At 73.4% G+C, this 18,480-nt stretch carries 18 protein-coding genes; 10 read left to right on the top strand and 8 right to left on the bottom strand.

Features of this window, described 5'->3' with window-relative positions:
• The first annotated feature begins 35 nt into the window (after positions 1-35).
• The 4 genes from ACIRB4_RS06995 to ACIRB4_RS06980 all read left to right on the top strand — a co-directional run bounded on the left by ACIRB4_RS06995 (position 36) and on the right by ACIRB4_RS06980 (position 4,435).
• Positions 36-1,370, top strand: coding sequence for a sensor histidine kinase (locus ACIRB4_RS06995; protein ID WP_403288978.1), 1,335 nt, complete (start codon positions 36-38; stop codon positions 1,368-1,370).
• Complete coding sequence (locus tag ACIRB4_RS06990) at positions 1,367-2,053, top strand: response regulator (RefSeq protein WP_403288977.1); 687 nt, start codon at positions 1,367-1,369, stop codon at positions 2,051-2,053. The genes ACIRB4_RS06995 and ACIRB4_RS06990 overlap by 4 nt, the downstream gene beginning before the upstream one ends.
• Positions 2,054-2,261: 208 nt before the next feature.
• On the top strand, positions 2,262-3,242 hold the full coding sequence (locus tag ACIRB4_RS06985) for an alpha/beta hydrolase (RefSeq protein WP_403288975.1): 981 nt from the start codon (positions 2,262-2,264) through the stop codon (positions 3,240-3,242).
• Entirely contained in the window at positions 3,239-4,435 is a 1,197-nt protein-coding gene (locus ACIRB4_RS06980; protein WP_403288974.1) for an acyltransferase, read from the top strand. The genes ACIRB4_RS06985 and ACIRB4_RS06980 overlap by 4 nt, the downstream gene beginning before the upstream one ends.
• Positions 4,436-4,531: 96 nt before the next feature.
• Here ACIRB4_RS06980 and ACIRB4_RS06975 read toward each other — a convergent pair whose 3' ends face one another.
• The gene (locus tag ACIRB4_RS06975) at positions 4,532-5,542 is read right to left on the bottom strand and encodes an aldo/keto reductase (RefSeq protein WP_403288973.1); all 1,011 of its coding nucleotides are present in this window, start codon (positions 5,540-5,542) and stop codon (positions 4,532-4,534) included.
• A 4-nt stretch (positions 5,543-5,546) separates the two neighbouring features.
• The gene (locus tag ACIRB4_RS06970; protein ID WP_403288972.1) at positions 5,547-5,960 is read right to left on the bottom strand and encodes a MerR family transcriptional regulator; all 414 of its coding nucleotides are present in this window, start codon (positions 5,958-5,960) and stop codon (positions 5,547-5,549) included.
• Between the two features lie 68 nt (positions 5,961-6,028).
• Here ACIRB4_RS06970 and ACIRB4_RS06965 point away from each other — a divergent pair, with 68 nt between their 5' ends.
• Entirely contained in the window at positions 6,029-6,856 is an 828-nt protein-coding gene (locus tag ACIRB4_RS06965) for a serine hydrolase domain-containing protein (RefSeq protein WP_403288970.1), read from the top strand.
• Positions 6,857-6,862: 6 nt separating this feature from the next.
• Here the strand turns inward: ACIRB4_RS06965 and ACIRB4_RS06960 are convergent, their stop codons facing one another.
• The 5 genes from ACIRB4_RS06960 to ACIRB4_RS06940 all read right to left on the bottom strand — a co-directional run bounded on the left by ACIRB4_RS06960 (position 6,863) and on the right by ACIRB4_RS06940 (position 12,727).
• Positions 6,863-7,474, bottom strand: coding sequence for a hypothetical protein (locus ACIRB4_RS06960; RefSeq protein WP_403288968.1), 612 nt, complete (start codon positions 7,472-7,474; stop codon positions 6,863-6,865).
• Positions 7,471-9,018 carry an ATP-binding protein gene (locus ACIRB4_RS06955; RefSeq protein WP_403288967.1) on the bottom strand — a complete coding sequence of 516 codons (1,548 nt, stop codon included), beginning with the start codon at positions 9,016-9,018 and terminating at the stop codon, positions 7,471-7,473. Before ACIRB4_RS06955 ends, ACIRB4_RS06960 begins: the two co-directional genes overlap by 4 nt.
• The gene (locus ACIRB4_RS06950) at positions 9,015-9,710 is read right to left on the bottom strand and encodes a response regulator (protein WP_403288966.1); all 696 of its coding nucleotides are present in this window, start codon (positions 9,708-9,710) and stop codon (positions 9,015-9,017) included. The genes ACIRB4_RS06955 and ACIRB4_RS06950 overlap by 4 nt, the downstream gene beginning before the upstream one ends.
• A gap of 33 nt (positions 9,711-9,743) precedes the next feature.
• Complete coding sequence (murJ, locus tag ACIRB4_RS06945; protein ID WP_403289624.1) at positions 9,744-11,495, bottom strand: murein biosynthesis integral membrane protein MurJ; 1,752 nt, start codon at positions 11,493-11,495, stop codon at positions 9,744-9,746.
• Positions 11,496-11,560: 65 nt separating this feature from the next.
• Complete coding sequence (locus ACIRB4_RS06940; RefSeq protein ID WP_403288965.1) at positions 11,561-12,727, bottom strand: lipid II:glycine glycyltransferase FemX; 1,167 nt, start codon at positions 12,725-12,727, stop codon at positions 11,561-11,563.
• Positions 12,728-12,913: 186 nt separating this feature from the next.
• Between ACIRB4_RS06940 and ACIRB4_RS06935 the strand changes: the two genes are divergently transcribed.
• Entirely contained in the window at positions 12,914-14,104 is a 1,191-nt protein-coding gene (locus ACIRB4_RS06935) for an Ig-like domain-containing protein (RefSeq protein WP_403288964.1), read from the top strand.
• Positions 14,105-14,113: 9 nt separating this feature from the next.
• Here the strand turns inward: ACIRB4_RS06935 and ACIRB4_RS06930 are convergent, their stop codons facing one another.
• Complete coding sequence (locus ACIRB4_RS06930; RefSeq protein ID WP_403288963.1) at positions 14,114-14,770, bottom strand: pirin family protein; 657 nt, start codon at positions 14,768-14,770, stop codon at positions 14,114-14,116.
• Between the two features lie 116 nt (positions 14,771-14,886).
• Here ACIRB4_RS06930 and fasR point away from each other — a divergent pair, with 116 nt between their 5' ends.
• From fasR to ACIRB4_RS06910, 4 genes are all read left to right on the top strand, one after another.
• Positions 14,887-16,068 (top strand): fatty acid biosynthesis transcriptional regulator FasR, encoded by a 1,182-nt coding sequence (fasR, locus tag ACIRB4_RS06925; protein ID WP_356888707.1) that lies wholly within the window; start codon positions 14,887-14,889, stop codon positions 16,066-16,068.
• A gap of 89 nt (positions 16,069-16,157) precedes the next feature.
• Entirely contained in the window at positions 16,158-17,078 is a 921-nt protein-coding gene (locus tag ACIRB4_RS06920) for an ACP S-malonyltransferase (protein ID WP_403288961.1), read from the top strand.
• Between the two features lie 16 nt (positions 17,079-17,094).
• Positions 17,095-18,126 carry a ketoacyl-ACP synthase III gene (locus ACIRB4_RS06915; RefSeq protein ID WP_403288960.1) on the top strand — a complete coding sequence of 344 codons (1,032 nt, stop codon included), beginning with the start codon at positions 17,095-17,097 and terminating at the stop codon, positions 18,124-18,126.
• Positions 18,127-18,182: 56 nt separating this feature from the next.
• Positions 18,183-18,431, top strand: coding sequence for an acyl carrier protein (locus tag ACIRB4_RS06910; RefSeq protein ID WP_215067269.1), 249 nt, complete (start codon positions 18,183-18,185; stop codon positions 18,429-18,431).
• Positions 18,432-18,480: the final 49 nt, after the last annotated feature.

The following is an 18,480-nucleotide window of genomic DNA, read 5'->3' as shown; positions in this document are numbered from 1 at the left end:
TCCGCCGTGCCCCTTCTGCCTAACCTGAGCAGGCCATGCGTACAGACACCCCTGACACCGCGCCCCCCGAGCCCGCCCGGCCCCGGTCCCGCGCCGCGCGCGCCGCACGGCTGCTCGTCCCCGCCCGGGACACCATGCAGGCCTTCGGCCTGGCGCTCGCGACGCCCACCCAGCCGGGCGCCCCGCTGCTCGCCCAGGCGCGGAAGCGCTGGCTGCGGCAGCTCCCCTACGGTGTGGCCTTCGCCTTCGTCGCCACCCTGCTCCCCGTCACCATCACGGTCCTCGTCCAGGACTACCAGGTCAACGGCGCCCTCGCCGGTGCCCTCGCCACCGCCCAGGCCGCGCCGCTGCTGCTCGCCGTGACCCGCCCCCTCCAGGCGTGGTGGATCATCGGGACCGCCGACATCGCCGGCGCGCTGCTGATGCTCCCGGCCGACGGCCTCGACGGGCGCCCCTGGCCCTGGACGCCGATGGTCGTCATCGGCTACCTCGCCCTGATGCTCGCCCTCGGACTGCGCGAGTCGCGCCGGGCCCTGCTGGGCGTGTGGCTGGTCACCGGCGCCGCCGGGTTCCTCTTCGAGCTGCTCTCACAGCGGCACACCGACGGCATCCACATCCTGCTCTTCGTGCTGAGCGGGGTCGTCCTGCTCATCACGGCGACGCTCCGCGAGCGCGGTGACGCCGAGCGCCGGACGGCGGAGGAACGGGCCCGCACCACCCTCCTGGAGGAACGGGCCCGTATCGCACGGGAGTTGCACGACATCGTCGCCCACCACATGTCGGTGATCACGGTCCAGGCGGACTCGGCGCCGTACCGGATCCCCGACCTGCCGGAGGCGGCCCGGGAGGAGTTCACCTCCATCGCGGCGAGCGCGCGGGAGTCGCTGACCGAGATGCGGCGGCTCCTCGTGGTGCTGCGCAACGAGGGCACGGAGGGCGAGCGGGCCCCGCAACCGGGGCTCGACCGGGTGCAGCAGCTGATCGAGGCGACGGTACGGGCGGGGGTGCCGGCCGAGCTGTCGATGGCGGCGGACCTCCGGGACCTCGGCGCGGTGCCGCAGGCGGTGGACCTGTCGGCGTACCGGATCGTGCAGGAGGCGCTGGCCAACGTCGTACGGCACGCGCCGGGCGCGCGGACCCGGGTGTCGGTCCGCGTGGAGGACGGCTGGCTGGACGTCCTCGTCGTCAACGCCCCCGTACCCGGACGCACTTCACCGCTGGAGGGCGGGACCGGGACCGGCCACGGACTGGTGGGGATGCGGGAACGCGTACGGTTGACCGGCGGCACGCTGGACACCGGGCCGCTGCCGGACGGCGGCTTCCGGGTCGCGGCCCGGCTCCCGCTGCGTACGGAGGACGAACGACCGTGACCATCCGCGTGATCATCGTCGACGACCAGGCCATGGTGCGGGCGGGGTTCGCCGCGCTGCTCTCCGCGCAGGCCGACATCGACGTGGTGGGCGAGGCGCCGGACGGGCGCGCGGGCGTGGAGGTGGCCCGGTCGACGCACCCGGACGTGGTGCTGATGGACGTACGGATGCCGGAGATGGACGGGCTCGCGGCCGCGCGGGAGATCCTCTCGCCGCCGGTGGGTGTGGCGCACGTGCCGAAGGTGCTGATGCTGACCACGTTCGACGTCGACGACTACGTGTACGAGGCGCTGCGCGCGGGGGCGTCGGGCTTCCTGCTGAAGGACGCGCCGCCGGCGGACCTGATCGCGGCGGTGCGGGTGGTGGCGGCGGGCGAGGCGCTCCTCGCGCCGTCGGTGACGCGCCGCCTGATCGCCGACTTCGCCGCGTCGCGCCCGGCGCCGCGGGCGGACCGGGCGGCGCTGCGGCTCAACGGCCTGACGCCGCGCGAGACGGAGGTGCTGGAGCTGATCGCGCGGGGTCTTTCGAACCAGGAGATCGCGGCGCGTCTGGTGCTCGCCGAGCAGACGGTGAAGACGCACATCGGGCGGGTGCTGGCGAAGCTGGACCTGCGGGACCGGGCACAGGCGGTGATCTTCGCGTACGAGTCGGGGCTGGTGACGCCGGGGGGCGCGGGGCGCTGAGGCGACGGCCTCGCGCGGGGGCCCTTCCCCGTCCCACCCCTCTCCTCTTCGGGGGAAAACCCCACCCCCGCACGCGGGTTCCCGCCCCCTACACCCCCTACTCCGGTAGCAGCACGGAGTTGGCGCCCCGGTGTGACGTGCCGTCACCCCTCGTCTTCCTACCTTCCCCTCGCCACGAACGAGAGACAGGAAGAGGGAGGGCAGCCATATGCGCCGCTATGCGAGAACCCTGGTCACCGCCGCGCTCACCACCACGGTGGTGGCCGGGACGGCCGGGTGGGCGTCCGGGAGTGCGCAGCAGGCCGTGACCGGGGTGCCGGCCGGGACGGAGGCCTGGCGGGCGGAGGGGCTGCCCGATCCGGCCCGGATGACGGCCGCGCAGGTCGCCGCGTACTTCCGGGGGCTGAGCCCGGCCCGGCAGCGTCAGCTCGCCCGCGCGCACCCCTCCGTCGTCGGGAACCTCGACGGCGCCCCCCTCCCCCTCCGGTACGAGGCCAACGCCCTGACCGCCGGACCTCGGTACGCGGGGCGCCGGATCCTCGCCTACGACCCCCGCGGCCGGGGCCAGGTCGCCCTGGTGCACGGGGACCTGGCCAGGGCCCGGCACGTCGCCGTCGTCGTACCGGGGTCCGACGTCGACGCCGGGAACATCGCTCCTCTCACCGAGAAGGCCGACGCCCTGCGCCGCGCCGCGGGCGACGACACCGCCGTCGTCGCCTGGGCGGGCTACACCACCCCCGTCGGCGTCGGCGTCGACGCCGCCACCGGGAAGCTCGCCGAGGCCGGGGCGGAGCGGCTGACGCGGTTCGCCGACGGGCTCGACGCCGTCGGCGCCGCCGAGCCGGCCGTCTTCTGCCACAGCTACGGCTCCGTCGTCTGCGGCCTCGCCGCCCACGGCCTGAAGGCCAAGGACCTCGTCGTCCTCGCCTCCCCCGGCATGCGCGCCGACAACGTCCGCGAACTGCGCACCACCGCCCGGGTGTGGGCCGCCAAGGACCCCTCCGACTGGATCGGCAAGGTCCCGAACGTCCGCTTCGCGGGGCTCGGCCACGGCGAGGACCCCACCGACCCCGCCTTCGGTGCCCGCCGCGTCCCCGCCGACGACGCCCGGGGCCACGACGGCTACTTCGCCGCCGGCACCCGTTCCCTGCGTGCCTTCGCCGCCATCGCCCGGGGTGAGGTCCGATGAACCGTCTCGCCGAGAAGATCGAGGCCCGTACGCCGGCCCATCGCGACCGGGCCGTGGACGGCCTGCGCGCCCTCGCCCTGCTCGCCGTGCCGACCGGGCACTGGCTGCTCGGCGGCTTCACCCTCTCCCCGGACGGAGCTCTGCACAACGCCAGCCCGCTCTCGGCCTTCGGCGGACTCGCCCCGGTCAGCTGGATCCTGCAGATGCTGGGGATCTTCTTCCTTGTCGGCGGCTACGCCTCCGTCCTGTCGTACGCCGGGAGGAAGGGCTCCACCGGCGACTGGCTCAAGGCGCGCCTGGCCCGTCTGGGACGCCCCGTCCTCGGCGTCACCGCCGTCTGGGCGCTGCTGCTGCCGCTGCTGCACCACGGGTTCGGGGTTCCCGGCGACACCCTGCGGACGGCGTCCACGCTCGTCATCCAGCCGCTCTGGTTCGTCGGCGTGTACACGGTCGTCACCGCCCTCACCCCGCTCTGCGTCCGGGCCGCCCGCCGGGCGGGCGCCTGGGCGGCCGCCCCGCTGCTCGGCTCCGTCGCCGTCGTCGACCTCCTGCGCTACGGGCCGTACGCCGAGGCCGTGCCGTCCTGGCTGAGCGCGCTCAACATCCTCCCCGGCTGGCTCTTCGCCTACCAGCTCGGCGTCTGCTGGGCCGAGGGCCGGATCACCCGGCGGCACGCCTGGGGGCTGCTGGCCGGAGGCGCGGCGCTCTTCGCCGCCCTGCTCCTCGTCTTCGGCTACCCCGCCTCGATGGTCGGCGTCCCCGGCGAGGCCCGTACCAACTCCCACCCGCCGTCGCTGCTCGTCCTCGCCCTCGCCGCCACGCAGAGCGGCGCCGCGATCCTCCTGCGGGACCGGCTGGGGAGGCTGCTGAAGCGGCCCGCGCTGTGGGCGCCGGTCGTCGTGATCAACCTGTCGGCGATGACGATCCTGTGCTGGCACCAGACGGCGATGCTCGCCGCCGCGGTCCCCGCCTCCTTCGTGGGCGAGATCCCCGGCCTGATCGGCGCGCCCGACACCGTCGGCTGGATCGCCGCCCGGCTGGCCTGGATGCCGCTCTTCGCCGGGCTGCTCGTTCTCGTCGGGCGGTACGCGCGCGGCTTCGAGTCCCCGTGGACGCGGACCGGCCCGGTCCGGCGGGCGGCGGCGGGACTCCTCGCGGCGGGCTTCGCGGTCTTCGCCCTGGGCCTCGCGTGAGCCGACCGGGTCCCGGCCGACGTTACTCCCGCGCCGCCGAGGCACGGGCCCGCCGGCACTCCTCCCGCGCCGCCGAGGCGCGGGCCCCGGCCGACGTTACTCCCGCGCCGCCGAGGTGAAGCTCATGTCCGGGTACCGGTCCCCCGCCACCTCGGCGGCGATCGGCTCCAGTTCCGCGAGCTCCGCCTCCGTCAGCGTGATCCGGGTGGCCGCCGCGTTCTCCTCCAGACGGGCGCGCTTGCGGGTGCCGGGGATCGGGACGACCGCCAGGCCGTGCACCGAGGACCGCTGCTGCACCCAGGCGAGGGCGATCTGCGCCGCCGTCGCCCCGTGCGCCGCCGCGATCTTCAGGACCGGCGTGAGGAGGGCCGCGTTCCGCTCCGCGTTCTCGCCCGTGAAACGGGGCTGGTACTGGCGGAAGTCGCTGCCCGACAGATCCTTCGAGGCGTCCACGAAGGCACCGGTCAGAAAGCCCCGGCCGAGCGGGGAGTACGGCACGAAGGTGACGCCGAGGTCCGCCGCCGCGCCGACGGCGCTGCGCTCCACGTCCCGCGAGAACAGCGACCACTCCGACTGCAGCGCGGCGATCGGATGCACGGCGTACGCCTCGCGCAGCTCCGCGCCCGTGACCTCGCTCAGGCCGAGGTGGCGGACCTTGCCCTCCCGTACCAGCTCCGCCATCGCGCCGACCGACTCGGCGAGCGGGACGTCAGGGCTCCGCCGGTGCATGTAGTAGAGGTCGATGGTGTCGACGCCGAGACGGCGCAGGCTGTCCTCGGCGGACTTCCTGATGTACGCGGGGTCGTTGTTGATGCCCCGGTAGTGCGGGTCGTCGGCGCGGCGCTCGATGCCGAACTTGGTGGCGAGGACGATCTCGTCGCGGTGCGCGGCGACGAACGGGGCGAGGAACTCCTCGTTGGCGCCCTGCCCGTAGACGTCCGCGGTGTCGATCAGGGTGACCCCGGCCTCCAGGGCCGCGTCGAGGGTGTCGCGGGCGGCGGCCTCGTCGGTGTCGCCGTAGAACTCGCTGATGCCCATGGCACCGAATCCCTGGACGCCGATCTCCGGCCCGTCCGTGCCCAGCCGGACCGTGGAAATCCTGCTCATCGGGTCATGCCTTTCCGTAGTGACTGATCTTGAGGTCCAGAACGGCGAGCGTGTCGTGGAGTTCCTCGATCCGGGACAGCACGTCTCGCCGGGTGGACTCCAGGAGCTCGCGCCGTTCGGCGAAGGTGTGGTCGCCCTCGCGGACCAGCTCCGCGTACCGGACCATCGAGGCGACCGGCATCCCGGTCAGCCGGAGCTTGCCGACGAAGGTCAGCCAGCCCAGGTCACGGTTGGTGAAGCGCCGCTGGCCGGTGTGCGAACGGTCGACGTGCGGCATCAGCCCGATCCGCTCGTACCAGCGCAGGGTGTGCGCCGAGAGCCCGGTCCAGGCGGCCACCTCGCTGATCGTGTAGCGGTCCTGACCGTCCGGCCGCGGAAACGCGGGGTCCTGCGAGCTGGTGCCCGTGATCACGCTCATGGCCCCACGCTAGGACCTTGGAGTGCACTCCAAGCAAGTGGGCTCGGCCAGCAAGTAGGCTCGGCCGCATGCAGAGCCTGGCGTTGATCGAGAACTGGCCCGTCCCCACCGCGGCCGCCGCCGTCGTCCGCGCGGACGGCACGCTGGCCGGGTCCCACGGCCCCACCGGGCAGCGGTTCCCGCTCGCCTCCGTCACCAAGCCGCTCGCGGCGTACGCCGTCCTCGTCGCGTACGAGGAGGGGGCGATCGACCTCGACGAGCCGGCCGGGCCCGAGGGCGCGACCGTCCGGCACCTGCTGGCCCACACCTCGGGCCTCGCCTTCGACGAGCCGAAGGTCATGGCCGCGCCCGGTGCACGCCGGATCTACTCCAACAGCGGCTTCGAGGCGCTCGGCGACCATGTCGCCAAGGCCACGGACATCCCCTTCGCCGACTATCTCCACCAGGCGGTCCTGGAGCCGCTGGGCATGACGTCGACGACCCTGGAGGGCTCCCCCGCCAAGGACGCGGTGTCGACCGTCGACGACCTGACGCGGTTCGCGGCGGAGGTACAGGCGCCCCGGCTGCTCGACGCCCGCACGGTGCTCGACGCGATGACGGTGACGTACCCCGGTCTGACCGGCATCCTGCCGGGCTACGGCCATCAGAGGCCCAACGACTGGGGGCTCGGCTTCGAGATCCGGGACTCCAAGTCGCCGCACTGGACGGGGGCCTCGTCCTCCCCGCGTACGTTCGGGCACTTCGGCCAGTCGGGCACGTTCCTGTGGATCGACCCGGACGCGCGGGCCGCGTGCGTGGCGCTGACCGACCGGGCCTTCGGCCCCTGGGCGGTGGAGGCGTGGCCGCCGTTCACCGACGCGGTCCTGACGGAGCTGCGCGCGGCGAACCCCTCCTGAGGGCCCCTATTCGCAGCGGGTGGCCGGGAGTTCGCCGTCGGGGCCGACCAGGACGACCTCCGGTGGCGCGGTGGGGTCCTCGGCGTACGCGACCGTGCAGACGACCTGCTGAACGGCGGTCCCCTCCAGTTCCTTGACGGGCATCGACGTTCTGATCGTGGTCCTGCCGCCCTGGGTGCTCTGATCGACGATCGTGACCGGGGACTCGCCGTCGCCGGGCAGCCGGGAGCCGAGACCGGCGTCCCGTTCGGCGTCGGTCGGGCCGATGGACAGGACGACGAGCGCCTTGCCGGCCTTCGTACGGGCCTTGTCCAGGCCCGTCTCGGCGCCCGAGCCGCCCGGGCCTTCCGTTTCGGCAGGTGTCCACGGCGACTCGGTGCCGGTCCCGCTGCTGGGTCCGGTGTCCCAGTGCACCAGGGGGTTGCTCATCGCCCGGGCCACCGGCCGCACCCTGCCGTCCCGGTCGACGAGGAAGAGGAGCATCCGCTCCTCGCCGGGCGGGATGACGGTGACGGTCGCACCGGGGCCCGCCTCGACCACGTCGGTCTGCTGGATGCCGCAGCCGGTGGTGGCAAGGAGCAGTACGGCCGGGGCGAGGGCCCCGCGCAGCCGTCTCACGCGTCCTCCTCCCGTCCCGCCGTCAGCGGCATCTCGACCACGAACACGGCGCCGCCCGCGGGGTCGTTCACGGCGTGGACCGTGCCGCCGTGCAGCCGTACGTTCTCCAGGGTGATCGCGAGTCCCAGTCCGCTGCCCGCCGAGCGGGTACGGGCCTGATCGGCCTTGTAGAAGCGGTCGAAGACGTGCGGCAGCACCTCGGGGTGGATGCCCGGGCCCCGGTCGGCGACCTCGGTGACGAGCCAGGTGCTCGCGTCGTCCGCGCGGAAGGCGGTGGAGAGCCGGACGGTGACCGGCGGGCGGCCGTGGCGCAGGGCGTTGCCGACGAGGTTGGCGACCACCACGTCGAAGCGGCGCGGATCGAGGCGGGCGCGGATGCCGTCGGGCAGGTCGGTGACGATCTGCGCCGGGTCCGTCCACCGTCTGCTCAGCAGCGTGCGGCGGATGGTCTCGGCCACGTCCACCTCGTCGGTGTGGAGCTCGGCGGCGCGCGCGTCGAACCGGGAGATCTCCATCAGGTCCTCGACGAGGACGGCGAGTTTGCCGGTCTCCGAGCTGATCAGCCGGACGGCGGCGGCCGTGTCGGGGTCGAGTCCGTCCGCGTCCTCGTCGAGGACCTCGGTGACGGCGAGCATGCCCGCGAGCGGGGTGCGCAGCTCGTGGGAGACGTCGGAGGCGAAGCGGCGGGCGCGGGCCTCGGCCTGGCGCAGTTCGACGACGGAGCGTTCCAGCTCGGCGGCGGACTCGTTGAAGGTGTGGGCCAGGTCGGCGAGTTCGTCGCGGCCCTTCACCTGGATCCGGGTGTCGAGCCTGCCCTCCCCCATGTTGCGCGCGGCCCGCCGCAGGTCGCGTACGGGGCGCAGCACGCTGCGCGCCGCGAACAGGGCGGGGAACAGGGCGACGGCGAGGGCGGGCAGGAAGCCGTCGCGGGCGGCGGTGACCAGGGCCCGGATGTTGGCCTCCTCCACGTCCAGCTCCATCACGGCGTACAGGACGAGACCGGTGTGGCGGGTCCCGCCGCTCTCCTCGCCCGGCGTGTGGACGACCGGCAGGGCGACGGTGAGCCACGTCCTGCCGCCGCTGGCGACCCGCTGGAAGCTGCCGTGCTGTGCGCCGAGGGCGCTGCGGCGCAGGGCGGGGGTGACCACGGTGGAGGTGGGGCTGGTGGTGGAGGAGACACGGAGGGTGCCGTACTCGGCGAAGACCCGCCAGGGGCGCGGTTTTCCCTGGCGGGCGATCCGGCGGACCGCGTCCTGCAGCACCTCGCGGTCGACGGGCAGCCCGACCTGGACGGTCTCGGCCTGCTCCCGGAAGTGGGAGACGGCGATGTCCTGGGTCTGTTCGAGGATGGCGTTGCGAGCGGCCCGGTAGGTGAGCGCGGCGGTGGTGCCGCAGCCGGCGGCGGCGACGAGGAGGAAGGCGAGGACGAGGCGGGTGCGGAGCCCGAAGGGGCGGGGGCGGCCGCCCCGGCGGCTGGTGCGCGGCTTCGGAGCGGCGGTACGCGTCCCGCTCCCCGCCCCCTCGGGTATCGGCTCCCGGCTCACGCGGGCCCGCGCAGCGGTCCGAAGCGGTAGCCGAAGCCGCGCAGGGTCTGGATGTAGCGGGGCTCGCCGGGCGTGTCCTCGATCTTGTTCCGCAGTCGGCGGACGCAGGCGTCGACGAGGCGGGAGTCTCCGTGGAAGCTGTGCTCCCAGACGTGTTCGAGGAGTTGCTGGCGGCTGAAGACCTGCTCGGGGGCGGCCGTGAGGTGCAGGAGGAGCTTGAGCTCGGACGGCGCCAGGGCGAGCCGCTCGCCGTTCTTGGCGACGGTCAGCCCGGCCCGGTCGATGGTCAGCTCCCCGTGGCACTCGACCGCCGGCCGCCCGCCGCCCGGCTCCTCGATGCGGCGCAGGACGGCGCGGATGCGGGCCTCGATGACCTCGGTACGGGCCGGCTTGACGATGTAGTCGTCGGCCCCGGCCTCCAGGCCGACGACCACGTCGAAGTCGTCGCCGCGGGCGGTGAGCATGATGATCGGCAGCTGGCTGTCCTCGCGGACCCGGCGGCAGACCTGGACCCCGTTCATGCCGGGGAGCATCAGGTCGAGCAGCAGCAGATCCGGGCGGAAGTCTCCGAGCGCGGCGAGACCCGCCTCGCCGGTCGCGGCGGTACGGACCTCGTGCCCGCGGCGGCGCAGACCGAGCTCGACCCCTTCGCGGACGGAGGGGTCGTCTTCTATCAGGAGCACGCGTGGCATCTGTGGAGTATCCAAGGTCCTGGGGGCCGGCCGTCAGCGACGAGTTCGCAGGCGTCCGGCGGTGGTGGTCAGAAGGGTGTGGAGCTCGGTGAGGCGAAGGGGGCGGGCGAGGCCGGCGAAGACGGCGAGGATCGTCACCGCACCGGCCCCGCCGGCGGCGAGCGGACCCGCCGGCGCGACGGCGTCGACGACCCCGAGCGCGAAGCCGGCCGCCGGCACGGCCGCGACCAGCATCCGCACGAGCGCCCGCCCGTCGCCGACGCCCTGTGCCCCGGCCTCGGTCTCGGACGCTTTCGGCGCCGGGTGGACGGCGGGGGTCGCTGGGGCGGCGGGGGCGGCGCCCGCTGCCGTACCGGCGCCGGTCCCGGCCACCGGGCCGTCCGCCGCGCCGGGCCCGCTCAGCGCCACCGGGCCGTCCGCCGCGCCCGACCCGCTCGCCGCCGCTTCCTCCGAGGCCCCCGCCGGGCTCGCCGCGAGCCGGGCCAGGCGGCGGCGCAGGACGTACGTTGTGAGGGCCCAGCCCGCCCACAGGGCCGTGGAGTAGCCGAGGGACAGGCCCACCACCGTCCAGCGGGCGGGCAGGAGGGTCGCGGCCGTCAGGGAGAGGGTGGCGTTGAGGGCGGCGATGACGAGGTTCAGGAAGAAGGGGGTACGGGTGTCGCGCAGGGCGTAGAAGGCGCGGGTGCAGACGTACTGGCCGGACAGGGCGATCAGGCCGGGCGCGAGGGCCATCAGGATCCAGGCCATCGACCGGACCGCCTCCGCGTCGGTCCTGCCGTACTGGAAGACGACCGCCATCAGCGGCACCGCCAGCGCGAACAGGGCGCAGGCCGCCGGCACGACCGCCGCCGCGCTGGTGCGCTGCGCGTACGACACGTCCCGCCGCACGCGCGCGAGGTCGCCGTCCGCCGCCGCCGCGCTCATGCGGGGCAGCAGCGCGGTCACCAGCGCGACGGTGACGATGCCGTGCGGCACGGCCCACAGCAGGTAGGCGTTGTTGTACGCGGCGAGGCCCGCGCCCTCGGCGACGCGGCCCGCCGCGGTGGCCAGCCGGGTCGTCAGCCAGTACGCGGCCTGGTTGGTGAGGACGAGCAGCACCAGCCAGCCGGCCGACCGCAGCGGCGCCGCGAGCCCGCTGCCGCGCCAGTCGAGGCGGGGCCGCCAGCGGAAGCCGGCGGCACGCAGCGACGGCGCGAGCGCGAGGGCCTGGAGCGCGATGCCGGCGGTGGTGCCCCAGCCGAGCAGCGCCGTCTCGCCGGGCGTGAGTTCGCCGCCGTCGGTGACGGCGAGGTACAGCCCGAAGACGGCCACGACGACCACGTTGTTCAGGACGGGCGTCCACATCATCGCGCCGAACCGGCCGCGCGCGTTGAGCACCTGCCCGAGCAGGGTGAACAGCCCGAGGAAGAAGATCTGCGGCAGGCAGTAGCGGGCGAAGGCGACGGTCATGGACGCCTGCGCGCCGGTGTAGCCGGTGTACGCCTCGACGATCGCGGGAGCCGCGTACACCGCGCCCGCGGTGAGCGCGGCGAGCGCGAGGACGCAGACGGTCAGCAGCCGGTCGGTGTAGGCGGCGCCGCCGTCCTCGTGCTCCTTCGCGGCCTTGACCAGCTCAGGGACGAAGACCGCGTTGAGCGCGCCGCCGAGCAGCAGCATGTACACGATCGTGGGGACGGAGTTGCCGACGGAGTACCCGTCGGCGACGAGCCCGGTGCCGAGCGCGGCGGCGACGACCGCCGAGCGGACGAAGCCGGTGGCGCGGGAGACGAGCGAACCGGCGGCCATGAGCGCGCCGCTGCGGAGCACGGACGGGGCCCGGCGCTCCGTCGGGCGCTCCGCGAGGACGGCCGTCACCGGCGGGCCAGGTACGCCTGGAAGGCGCGGTACAGCGTGTGGTTGGTCGTGCCGTCCATCGGTGTCTCCCACTCCCCCAGCGTCTCGACGGCCTCCCCGCCCGTGCCGAGCTTCCAGCGCAGCAGTCCGTGGGCGCGGTCGTCCGGATCAAGGGTGGAGGGTATCCCGCGCATGTCGTAGACGTCGGCCCCGAGGGCGTGGGCGTCGAGCATCATCCGCCACTGCAGGGCGTTGGAGGGGCGGACCTCGCGGCGGTGGTCGGCGCTGGCACCGGTCTGGTACCAGACCCGGCGGCCGGCGGTGATCATCGTGTGGGCGGCGAGGATCTCGCCCTCGTGGCGGGCGAGGTAGAGCTTCATCCGGCCGGGTTCCTCGGCGTTCAGCACCGCGTACTGGCGTTCGTAGTACGCGAGGGAGCGCCCGAGCCGGAAGCCGTCGCGCTCCTCGGTGATCCGCAGGAGGCGGTAGAACTCGGGCAGGTCGGCGGCGGAGCCGACGACGACCTCGACGCCCGCCTTGCGCGCCTTGCGGACGTTGCGCCGCCACTCCTGGTTGAGGCCGTTCCACAGGTCGTCGGTGGTGCGGCCGGCGAGGGGCACCCGGTAGACGTGGCGGGGCTGGGCGTCGGTGCCGTCGGCGGAGTCCCCGCCGCAACGGCGCCAGCCCCGCGCCCGCAGCCGTTCGGCGACGGCGGTGCCGAGCGGGTCCACCTCGTCGGCGAGGACGTCGGCGAGACGGCGGCCGGGCCCGGTGTTCGCCTTGAGGGTGGCGGCGTTCCAGCGGCGGAAGGCGGGCGAGGGCCCGATGCGTACGGCGAAGGCGCCGGTGGCACGCAGATGGCCGAGCAGTGGGGTGAGCCAGCCGTCGATGTCCGGGTCGGTCCAGTCGGCGACGGGACCTTCGGGGAGGTAGGCGAAGTACTTGCGGGTGCCCGGGAAGGGGCGCAGCAGGACGAGGGCGACGCCGGTGAGTTCGCCGGACTCGGGTCGCCAGCCGATGAGTTGGTGGCGCCAGCCCTCCTTGACCTCGGCCCAGGAGGGCAGTTGGAGGAAGCCGGCGCCGGCGCCGGTCCTGGTGAGGAAGGCGCGGTACGCCTCGGCGGTGAGGAGCTCCGGGGTGAGGGGGGCGCGGTGCGGTGCGGCCGTCATGAGCAGAGCTGACACAACGTGAGCCTCCTGGTTCCGCCCCTCGGTCGGGGGCGCACAGGATGCTCACAGCCGTCCTTGACCGGTCCGCGCGGTGAATGTGACCGGACGATGACCGTTTTTCTGCAGCCCTTGTCACACGGCTCCGGGGGCGCGTACGGCGGCCTACAGTCCGGGCATCCCATGACTTTTTCGGAGGCTTCCGTGATTCCCGTACGCATGCGCCCGCGCACCCGGATACGCCCCGCCGTCGCGGCCGTCGCCCTGTGCTCGGCCCTGACCGCCTGTACGGCGGGGGCGGGGGCGGTGGAGTGGGAGGGCACGCCCTCCGCCACCGGGAGCCCGGCCCCTCCGGCGAAGGTGGCCGTGGCGTCCCCGGCGGCCGGCCGAGTGGTGACGGTCACCGCCTCGGGCGGCACCTTGACGGCGGTGAAGGTGGTCGACGCGGAGGGCGGGGTGCTCGCGGGCCGCACGGCCGCCGGCGGGACGTCCTGGGTCTCCGAACGCAAGGCGGCGCCCGGCACCTCCTACACCGTGGAGGCCACGGCCCGTACCGCCGACGGCAAGGAGTCGACGACCCGGTCGGCGTTCTCGACACCGGCGGCGACGCTCGTCAACAAGCTGACGCTGGCGCCCGGGAAGAACACCACGGTCGGGATCGGGCAGCCGCTGTCGATCGTCTTCGACCGGCCGGTGACGCACAAGGCGGAGGTGGAGAAGCAGCTGAAGGTGACCACCTCGAACGGCACGGCCGGTTCCTGGGGCTGGCTGAAGGACTGGTCGGGCAAGGACCGGGTGGACTGGCGGCCCAAGGAGTACTGGAAGCCGGGAACCCGGGTGACCCTCGACGCGCGGCTGGACGGGACGGACTCGGGCGGGGGCTGGTTCGTACGGGACTACCGCACGGGGTTCACCGTCGGGGCGGCGCAGGTCGTCGAGGTCGATCTCGACCGCAAGCGGCTCGCCCTGGTCCGGGACGGCCGGACGGTGCGCACGATCCCCGTCTCGGGCGGTACGCCGGGCGGCGACAAGCGGTCGTGGCGGGGGACGGCGGTCCTGATGGCCAAGGAGGGCACGATCAACATGAACTCCGAGACGGTCGGACTCGGGAACGCCTACGACAAGATGGTCGACCACGCGATGCGGCTGACGTGGTCGGGCATGTACGCCCACGCGGCACCGTGGAACGCGCGGTGGTTCGGGCGCGCCAACAAGAGCTCGGGGTGCATCGGGATGAGCGACGCCGACGCCGCCTCCTTCTACGCCGCCGTGCGGGTCGGCGACCCGTTCGAGATCACCGGCGCGGACACCAAGGGCACGGTGGCGCCGGGCAACGGCTACGGCGCGTGGAACCTGACCTGGGAGCAGTGGAAGGCGAAGAGCGCGCTCGGCTGATCCCGTACCTCAGGGCGCGCGCATCTCCCAGAGGAGGACCTCGGCGTCCGTCATCGCCCGCAGCTCCAGGTCCCGGGCGTCGGTGACGCGGGCCGCGTCGCCGGGGGACAGCTCCTCGCCGTCCAGCCGGACCGTGCCCCGCACGACGTGCGCGTACAGGAGGTCGGCGTCGGGGACCGCGGTCCGCTCGTCCGCCGCCAGGCGCCGGACGTGCAGCATCGCGGCCGCCTGCGGAAGCGCGTACGGGGTCGAGTCGGCGATGCCGGGGACGATCTCGTACGAGGGGTCGCCGCCCGGCTCCAGGGGGGCGAGCCACATCTGGACGAAGACCAGCGGCACGTCGGCGTCGTTGCGCTCCTCGTGCCGTACGCCCGCGGCGGAGCTGAGCCGCTGGACGTCCCCGGGGCGGACGACGGTGGTGTGGCCGGCCGAGTCGCGGTGGGTCAGCTCGCCCTCGACGACCCAGGTGACGATCTCGGTGTGACGGTGCGGGTGCTCGTCGAACCCGGCGCCGGGCGCGAGCCGCTCCTCGTTGCAGGCGAGGATCGCGCCGAAGCGGAGGTTGTCGGGGTCGTAGTGCGGCCCGAAGGAGAAGGCGTGCCGTGTCTCGATCCCGGAGCCGGGGTCCCCTCCGGGATAGCGGTCTCCCGCGCGCTGAATGCTCATCACGGCAGTCACGGTATCCGCTGCGCCCGCCCGTTCCGCCCCGGCGGAACGGGCGGAACAAAGGCCCCCAACACCCCAGGCCGCACATCGGCGTCCCGATAAGGCACCCTTGGTCCGTGCCTGAACCCACGAACGCCGCTCATCCGCACCCCGCGACCCTGAAGCGCCTCGAACAGTCCTCCGGGCGGCTCGCCGCCAACGCCATTGCCCGCATGGACGAGACGCTGCCCTGGTACCGCGCGATGCCGCCCGAGAACCGGTCGTGGATCGGGCTGGTCGCCCAGGCCGGTATCGCCGCGTTCACCGAGTGGTTCCGTCATCCCGAGACCCCGCAGGCCATCTCCACCGATGTCTTCGGCACCGCCCCGCGCGAACTGACGCGCGCGATCACCCTGCGCCAGACCGTCGAGATGGTCCGCACCACGATCGAGGTGATGGAGACCGCGATCGAGGAGGTCGCCGCCCCCGGCGACGAGTCCGTCCTCCGAGAGGCGCTCCTCGTCTACGCCCGCGAGATCGCCTTCGCGACCGCCCAGGTCTACGCCCAGGCCGCCGAGGCACGCGGCGCCTGGGACGCCCGCCTCGAATCGCTCGTCGTCAACGCCGTCCTCTCCGGCGAGGCCGACGAGGGCGCCGTCTCCCGCGCCGCCGCCCTCGGCTGGAACTCGCCCGACCACGTCTGCGTCGTCCTCGGCACGGCCCCCGACGGCGACAGCGAGCTGACCGTCGAGGCGATCCGCCGCGCCGCCCGGCACGCCAAGCTCCAGGTGCTGACCGGTGTCCTCGGCGACCGGCTCGTGGTCATCGCCGGCGGCAACGACAACCCGCTCCAGGTCGCCAAGGCGCTGATCGGACCGTACGCGGCGGGGCCGGTCGTCGCCGGGCCGGTCGTGCCCGACCTGCTCGCCGCGACCCGGTCCGCGCAGGCGGCCGCCGCCGGACTCAAGGCGTGCTCGGCCTGGCAGGACGCGCCCCGGCCGGTCCTTGCGGACGATCTGCTGCCGGAGCGCGCGATCGCCTCCGACCCCTCGGCCCGTGAGCAGCTGGTGGAGGAGATCTACAGACCGCTGGAGGAGGCGGGCTCGGCTCTCCTGGAAACACTGAGTGTCTATCTGGAGCAGGCGAGCAGCCTCGAAGGCGCCGCACGGATGCTCTTCGTCCACCCCAACACCGTGCGATACCGGCTCCGACGTGTGACCGACGTCACCGGTTGGTCACCCTCCGATGTCCGTTCGGCGTTCACGCTCCGGATCGCGCTGATCCTGGGGCGCTTGGCCGACGGAGATCCGCAGTCCTAGACTTTTGTCGAACACCAACAATTCCCCCGACGGTTCTTCGTCCTTGTCCCCACGGGCGCCCGGGACCGTCCCCAAGAGAGAGTGTGAGGGTGCTCGTACTCGTCGCTCCCGGCCAAGGCGCTCAGACGCCCGGCTTCCTGACCCCCTGGCTCGAACTGCCCGGCGCCGCCGACCGCGTCGAGGGCTGGTCCGAGGCCATCGGACTCGACCTCGCCCACTACGGCACGAAGGCCACCGCGGACGAGATCCGCGACACCGCCGTCGCCCAGCCGCTGCTGGTCGCGGCGGGCCTGCTCTCCGCCGCCGCGCTCGGTGCCGTGTCGCCCGGCGCCGTCGCCGGTCACAGCGTCGGTGAGATCACCGCCGCCGCGTTCGCCGGCGTCCTCGACGACACCGCCGCGCTGCGTCTCGTACGGACGCGCGGTCTGGCGATGGCCGAGGCCGCCGCCGTCACCGAGACCGGTATGTCGGCGCTGCTCGGCGGCGACCCCGAGGTGACCGTCCCGCACCTCGAGAAGCTCGGTCTGACCCCGGCCAACGTGAACGGCGCCGGCCAGATCGTGGCCGCCGGAACGCTGGAGCAGCTCGCCGCCCTCGCGGAGGACAAGCCCGAGGGCGTCCGCCGGGTCGTCCCGCTCCAGGTCGCCGGCGCGTTCCACACGCACCACATGGCTCCCGCGGTCGAGAAGCTGGAGGCGGCGGCGAAGGAGCTGACCGTCGCGGCCCCGACCGTGCGCTACGTCTCGAACAAGGACGGCCAGGTCGTCACCGAGGGCGCGGAGATCATCGCGCGTCTCGTCGGCCAGGTCGCCAACCCGGTCCGCTGGGACCTGTGCATGGAGACCTTCCAGGCGCTGGGCGCCACCGCGCTGATCGAGGTGTGCCCCGGCGGCACCCTGACCGGTCTCGCCAAGCGCGCGCTCCCGGGTGTCCGCACGGTCGCCCTGAAGACCCCCGACGACCTCGACGCGGCCCGCACGCTGATCGCCGAGACTGCAAGCGCAGCCTGAGAAGGAGCCGAGAAGCATGTCGAAGATCAAGCCCAGCAAGGGCGCCCCGTACGCGCGGATCCTGGGTGTCGGCGGCTACCGCCCGACCCGGGTCGTGCCCAACGAGGTGATCCTCGAGAAGATCGACTCGTCCGACGAGTGGATCCGCTCGCGCTCCGGTATCGCCACCCGCCACTGGGCCTCTCCCGAGGAGACCGTCGCCGCGATGTCGGTCGAGGCCTCGGGCAAGGCCCTCGCCGCCGCCGGGATCGACCCCGAGCGGATCGGCGCCGTGATCGTCTCGACGGTCTCGCACTTCAAGCAGACCCCGGCCGTCGCCACCGAGATCGCCGACCGGATCGGCGCCGGCAAGCCGGCCGCGTTCGACATCTCCGCCGGCTGCGCGGGCTTCGGCTACGGCCTGACGCTCGCCAAGGGCATGATCGTCGAGGGTTCCGCCGAGTACGTCCTCGTCATCGGTGTCGAGCGGCTCAGCGACCTGACCGACCTGGAGGACCGCGCGACGGCCTTCCTGTTCGGTGACGGCGCGGGCGCGGTCGTCGTCGGCCCCTCGGACGAGCCGCACATCGGCCCCTCGGTCTGGGGTTCGGAGGGCGACAAGTCGGAGACGATCAAGCAGACCGTGCCGTGGAACGAGTTCCACGTCGGCGACGTCTCGAAGCTGCCCCTCAACGAGCAGGGCGAGATCAAGTTCCCCGCCATCACGCAGGAGGGCCAGGCGGTCTTCCGCTGGGCCGTCTTCGAGATGGCGAAGGTCGCCCAGCAGGCGCTGGACGCCGCCGGCATCTCGGCGGACGACCTGGACGTCTTCATCCCGCACCAGGCGAACATGCGGATCATCGACTCGATGGTGAAGACTCTGAAGCTGCCGGAGCACGTGACGGTCGCCCGTGACGTCGAGACCACCGGCAACACCTCGGCCGCCTCGATTCCGCTCGCGATGGAGCGGCTTCTGGCGACCGGGCAGGCGAAGAGCGGCGACACCGCGCTCGTCATCGGCTTCGGGGCGGGTCTCGTGTACGCCGCGACGGTCGTTACCCTCCCCTAGGCACCCCGGATCTTCCGGAAGCCCTTTACCGAAGCAATCACAGAAGGAGCGCCAACATGGCCTTCACCCAGGAAGAGATCGTCGAAGGTCTCGCGGAGATCGTGAACGAGATCGCCGGCATCCCGGCCGAGGACGTCCAGCTGGACAAGTCCTTCACCGACGACCTGGACGTCGACTCGCTGTCCATGGTCGAGGTCGTTGTCGCCGCTGAAGAGCGCTTCGACGTCAAGATCCCGGACGAGGACGTCAAGAACCTCAAGACGGTCGGCGACGCGACCGACTACATCCTGAAGCACCAGGGCTGATCCGTCCCCTGCTGACTCGGTCTGCCACCCGGCGGTGGCGCCGTCATTC

This window comes from Streptomyces sp. NPDC093600 (genome assembly GCF_044764755.1).
Lineage (GTDB): Bacteria > Actinomycetota > Actinomycetes > Streptomycetales > Streptomycetaceae > Streptomyces.
The sequence above is the reverse complement of the archived record's forward strand: the minus strand, read 5'-3'. Positions and strand labels throughout refer to the sequence as shown.

Coding starts and splice junctions, on each gene's coding strand:
- ACIRB4_RS06995 (WP_403288978.1), top strand. CDS start 36: ATGCGTACAGACACCCCTGACACCGCGCCCCCCGAGCCCGCCCGGCCC.
- ACIRB4_RS06985 (WP_403288975.1), top strand. CDS start 2,262: ATGCGCCGCTATGCGAGAACCCTGGTCACCGCCGCGCTCACCACCACG.
- ACIRB4_RS06980 (WP_403288974.1), top strand. CDS start 3,239: ATGAACCGTCTCGCCGAGAAGATCGAGGCCCGTACGCCGGCCCATCGC.
- ACIRB4_RS06975 (WP_403288973.1), bottom strand. CDS start 5,542: ATGAGCAGGATTTCCACGGTCCGGCTGGGCACGGACGGGCCGGAGATC.
- ACIRB4_RS06970 (WP_403288972.1), bottom strand. CDS start 5,960: ATGAGCGTGATCACGGGCACCAGCTCGCAGGACCCCGCGTTTCCGCGG.
- ACIRB4_RS06965 (WP_403288970.1), top strand. CDS start 6,029: ATGCAGAGCCTGGCGTTGATCGAGAACTGGCCCGTCCCCACCGCGGCC.
- ACIRB4_RS06950 (WP_403288966.1), bottom strand. CDS start 9,710: ATGCCACGCGTGCTCCTGATAGAAGACGACCCCTCCGTCCGCGAAGGG.
- murJ (WP_403289624.1), bottom strand. CDS start 11,495: ATGGCCGCCGGTTCGCTCGTCTCCCGCGCCACCGGCTTCGTCCGCTCG.
- ACIRB4_RS06930 (WP_403288963.1), bottom strand. CDS start 14,770: ATGAGCATTCAGCGCGCGGGAGACCGCTATCCCGGAGGGGACCCCGGC.
- ACIRB4_RS06915 (WP_403288960.1), top strand. CDS start 17,095: ATGTCGAAGATCAAGCCCAGCAAGGGCGCCCCGTACGCGCGGATCCTG.
- ACIRB4_RS06910 (WP_215067269.1), top strand. CDS start 18,183: ATGGCCTTCACCCAGGAAGAGATCGTCGAAGGTCTCGCGGAGATCGTG.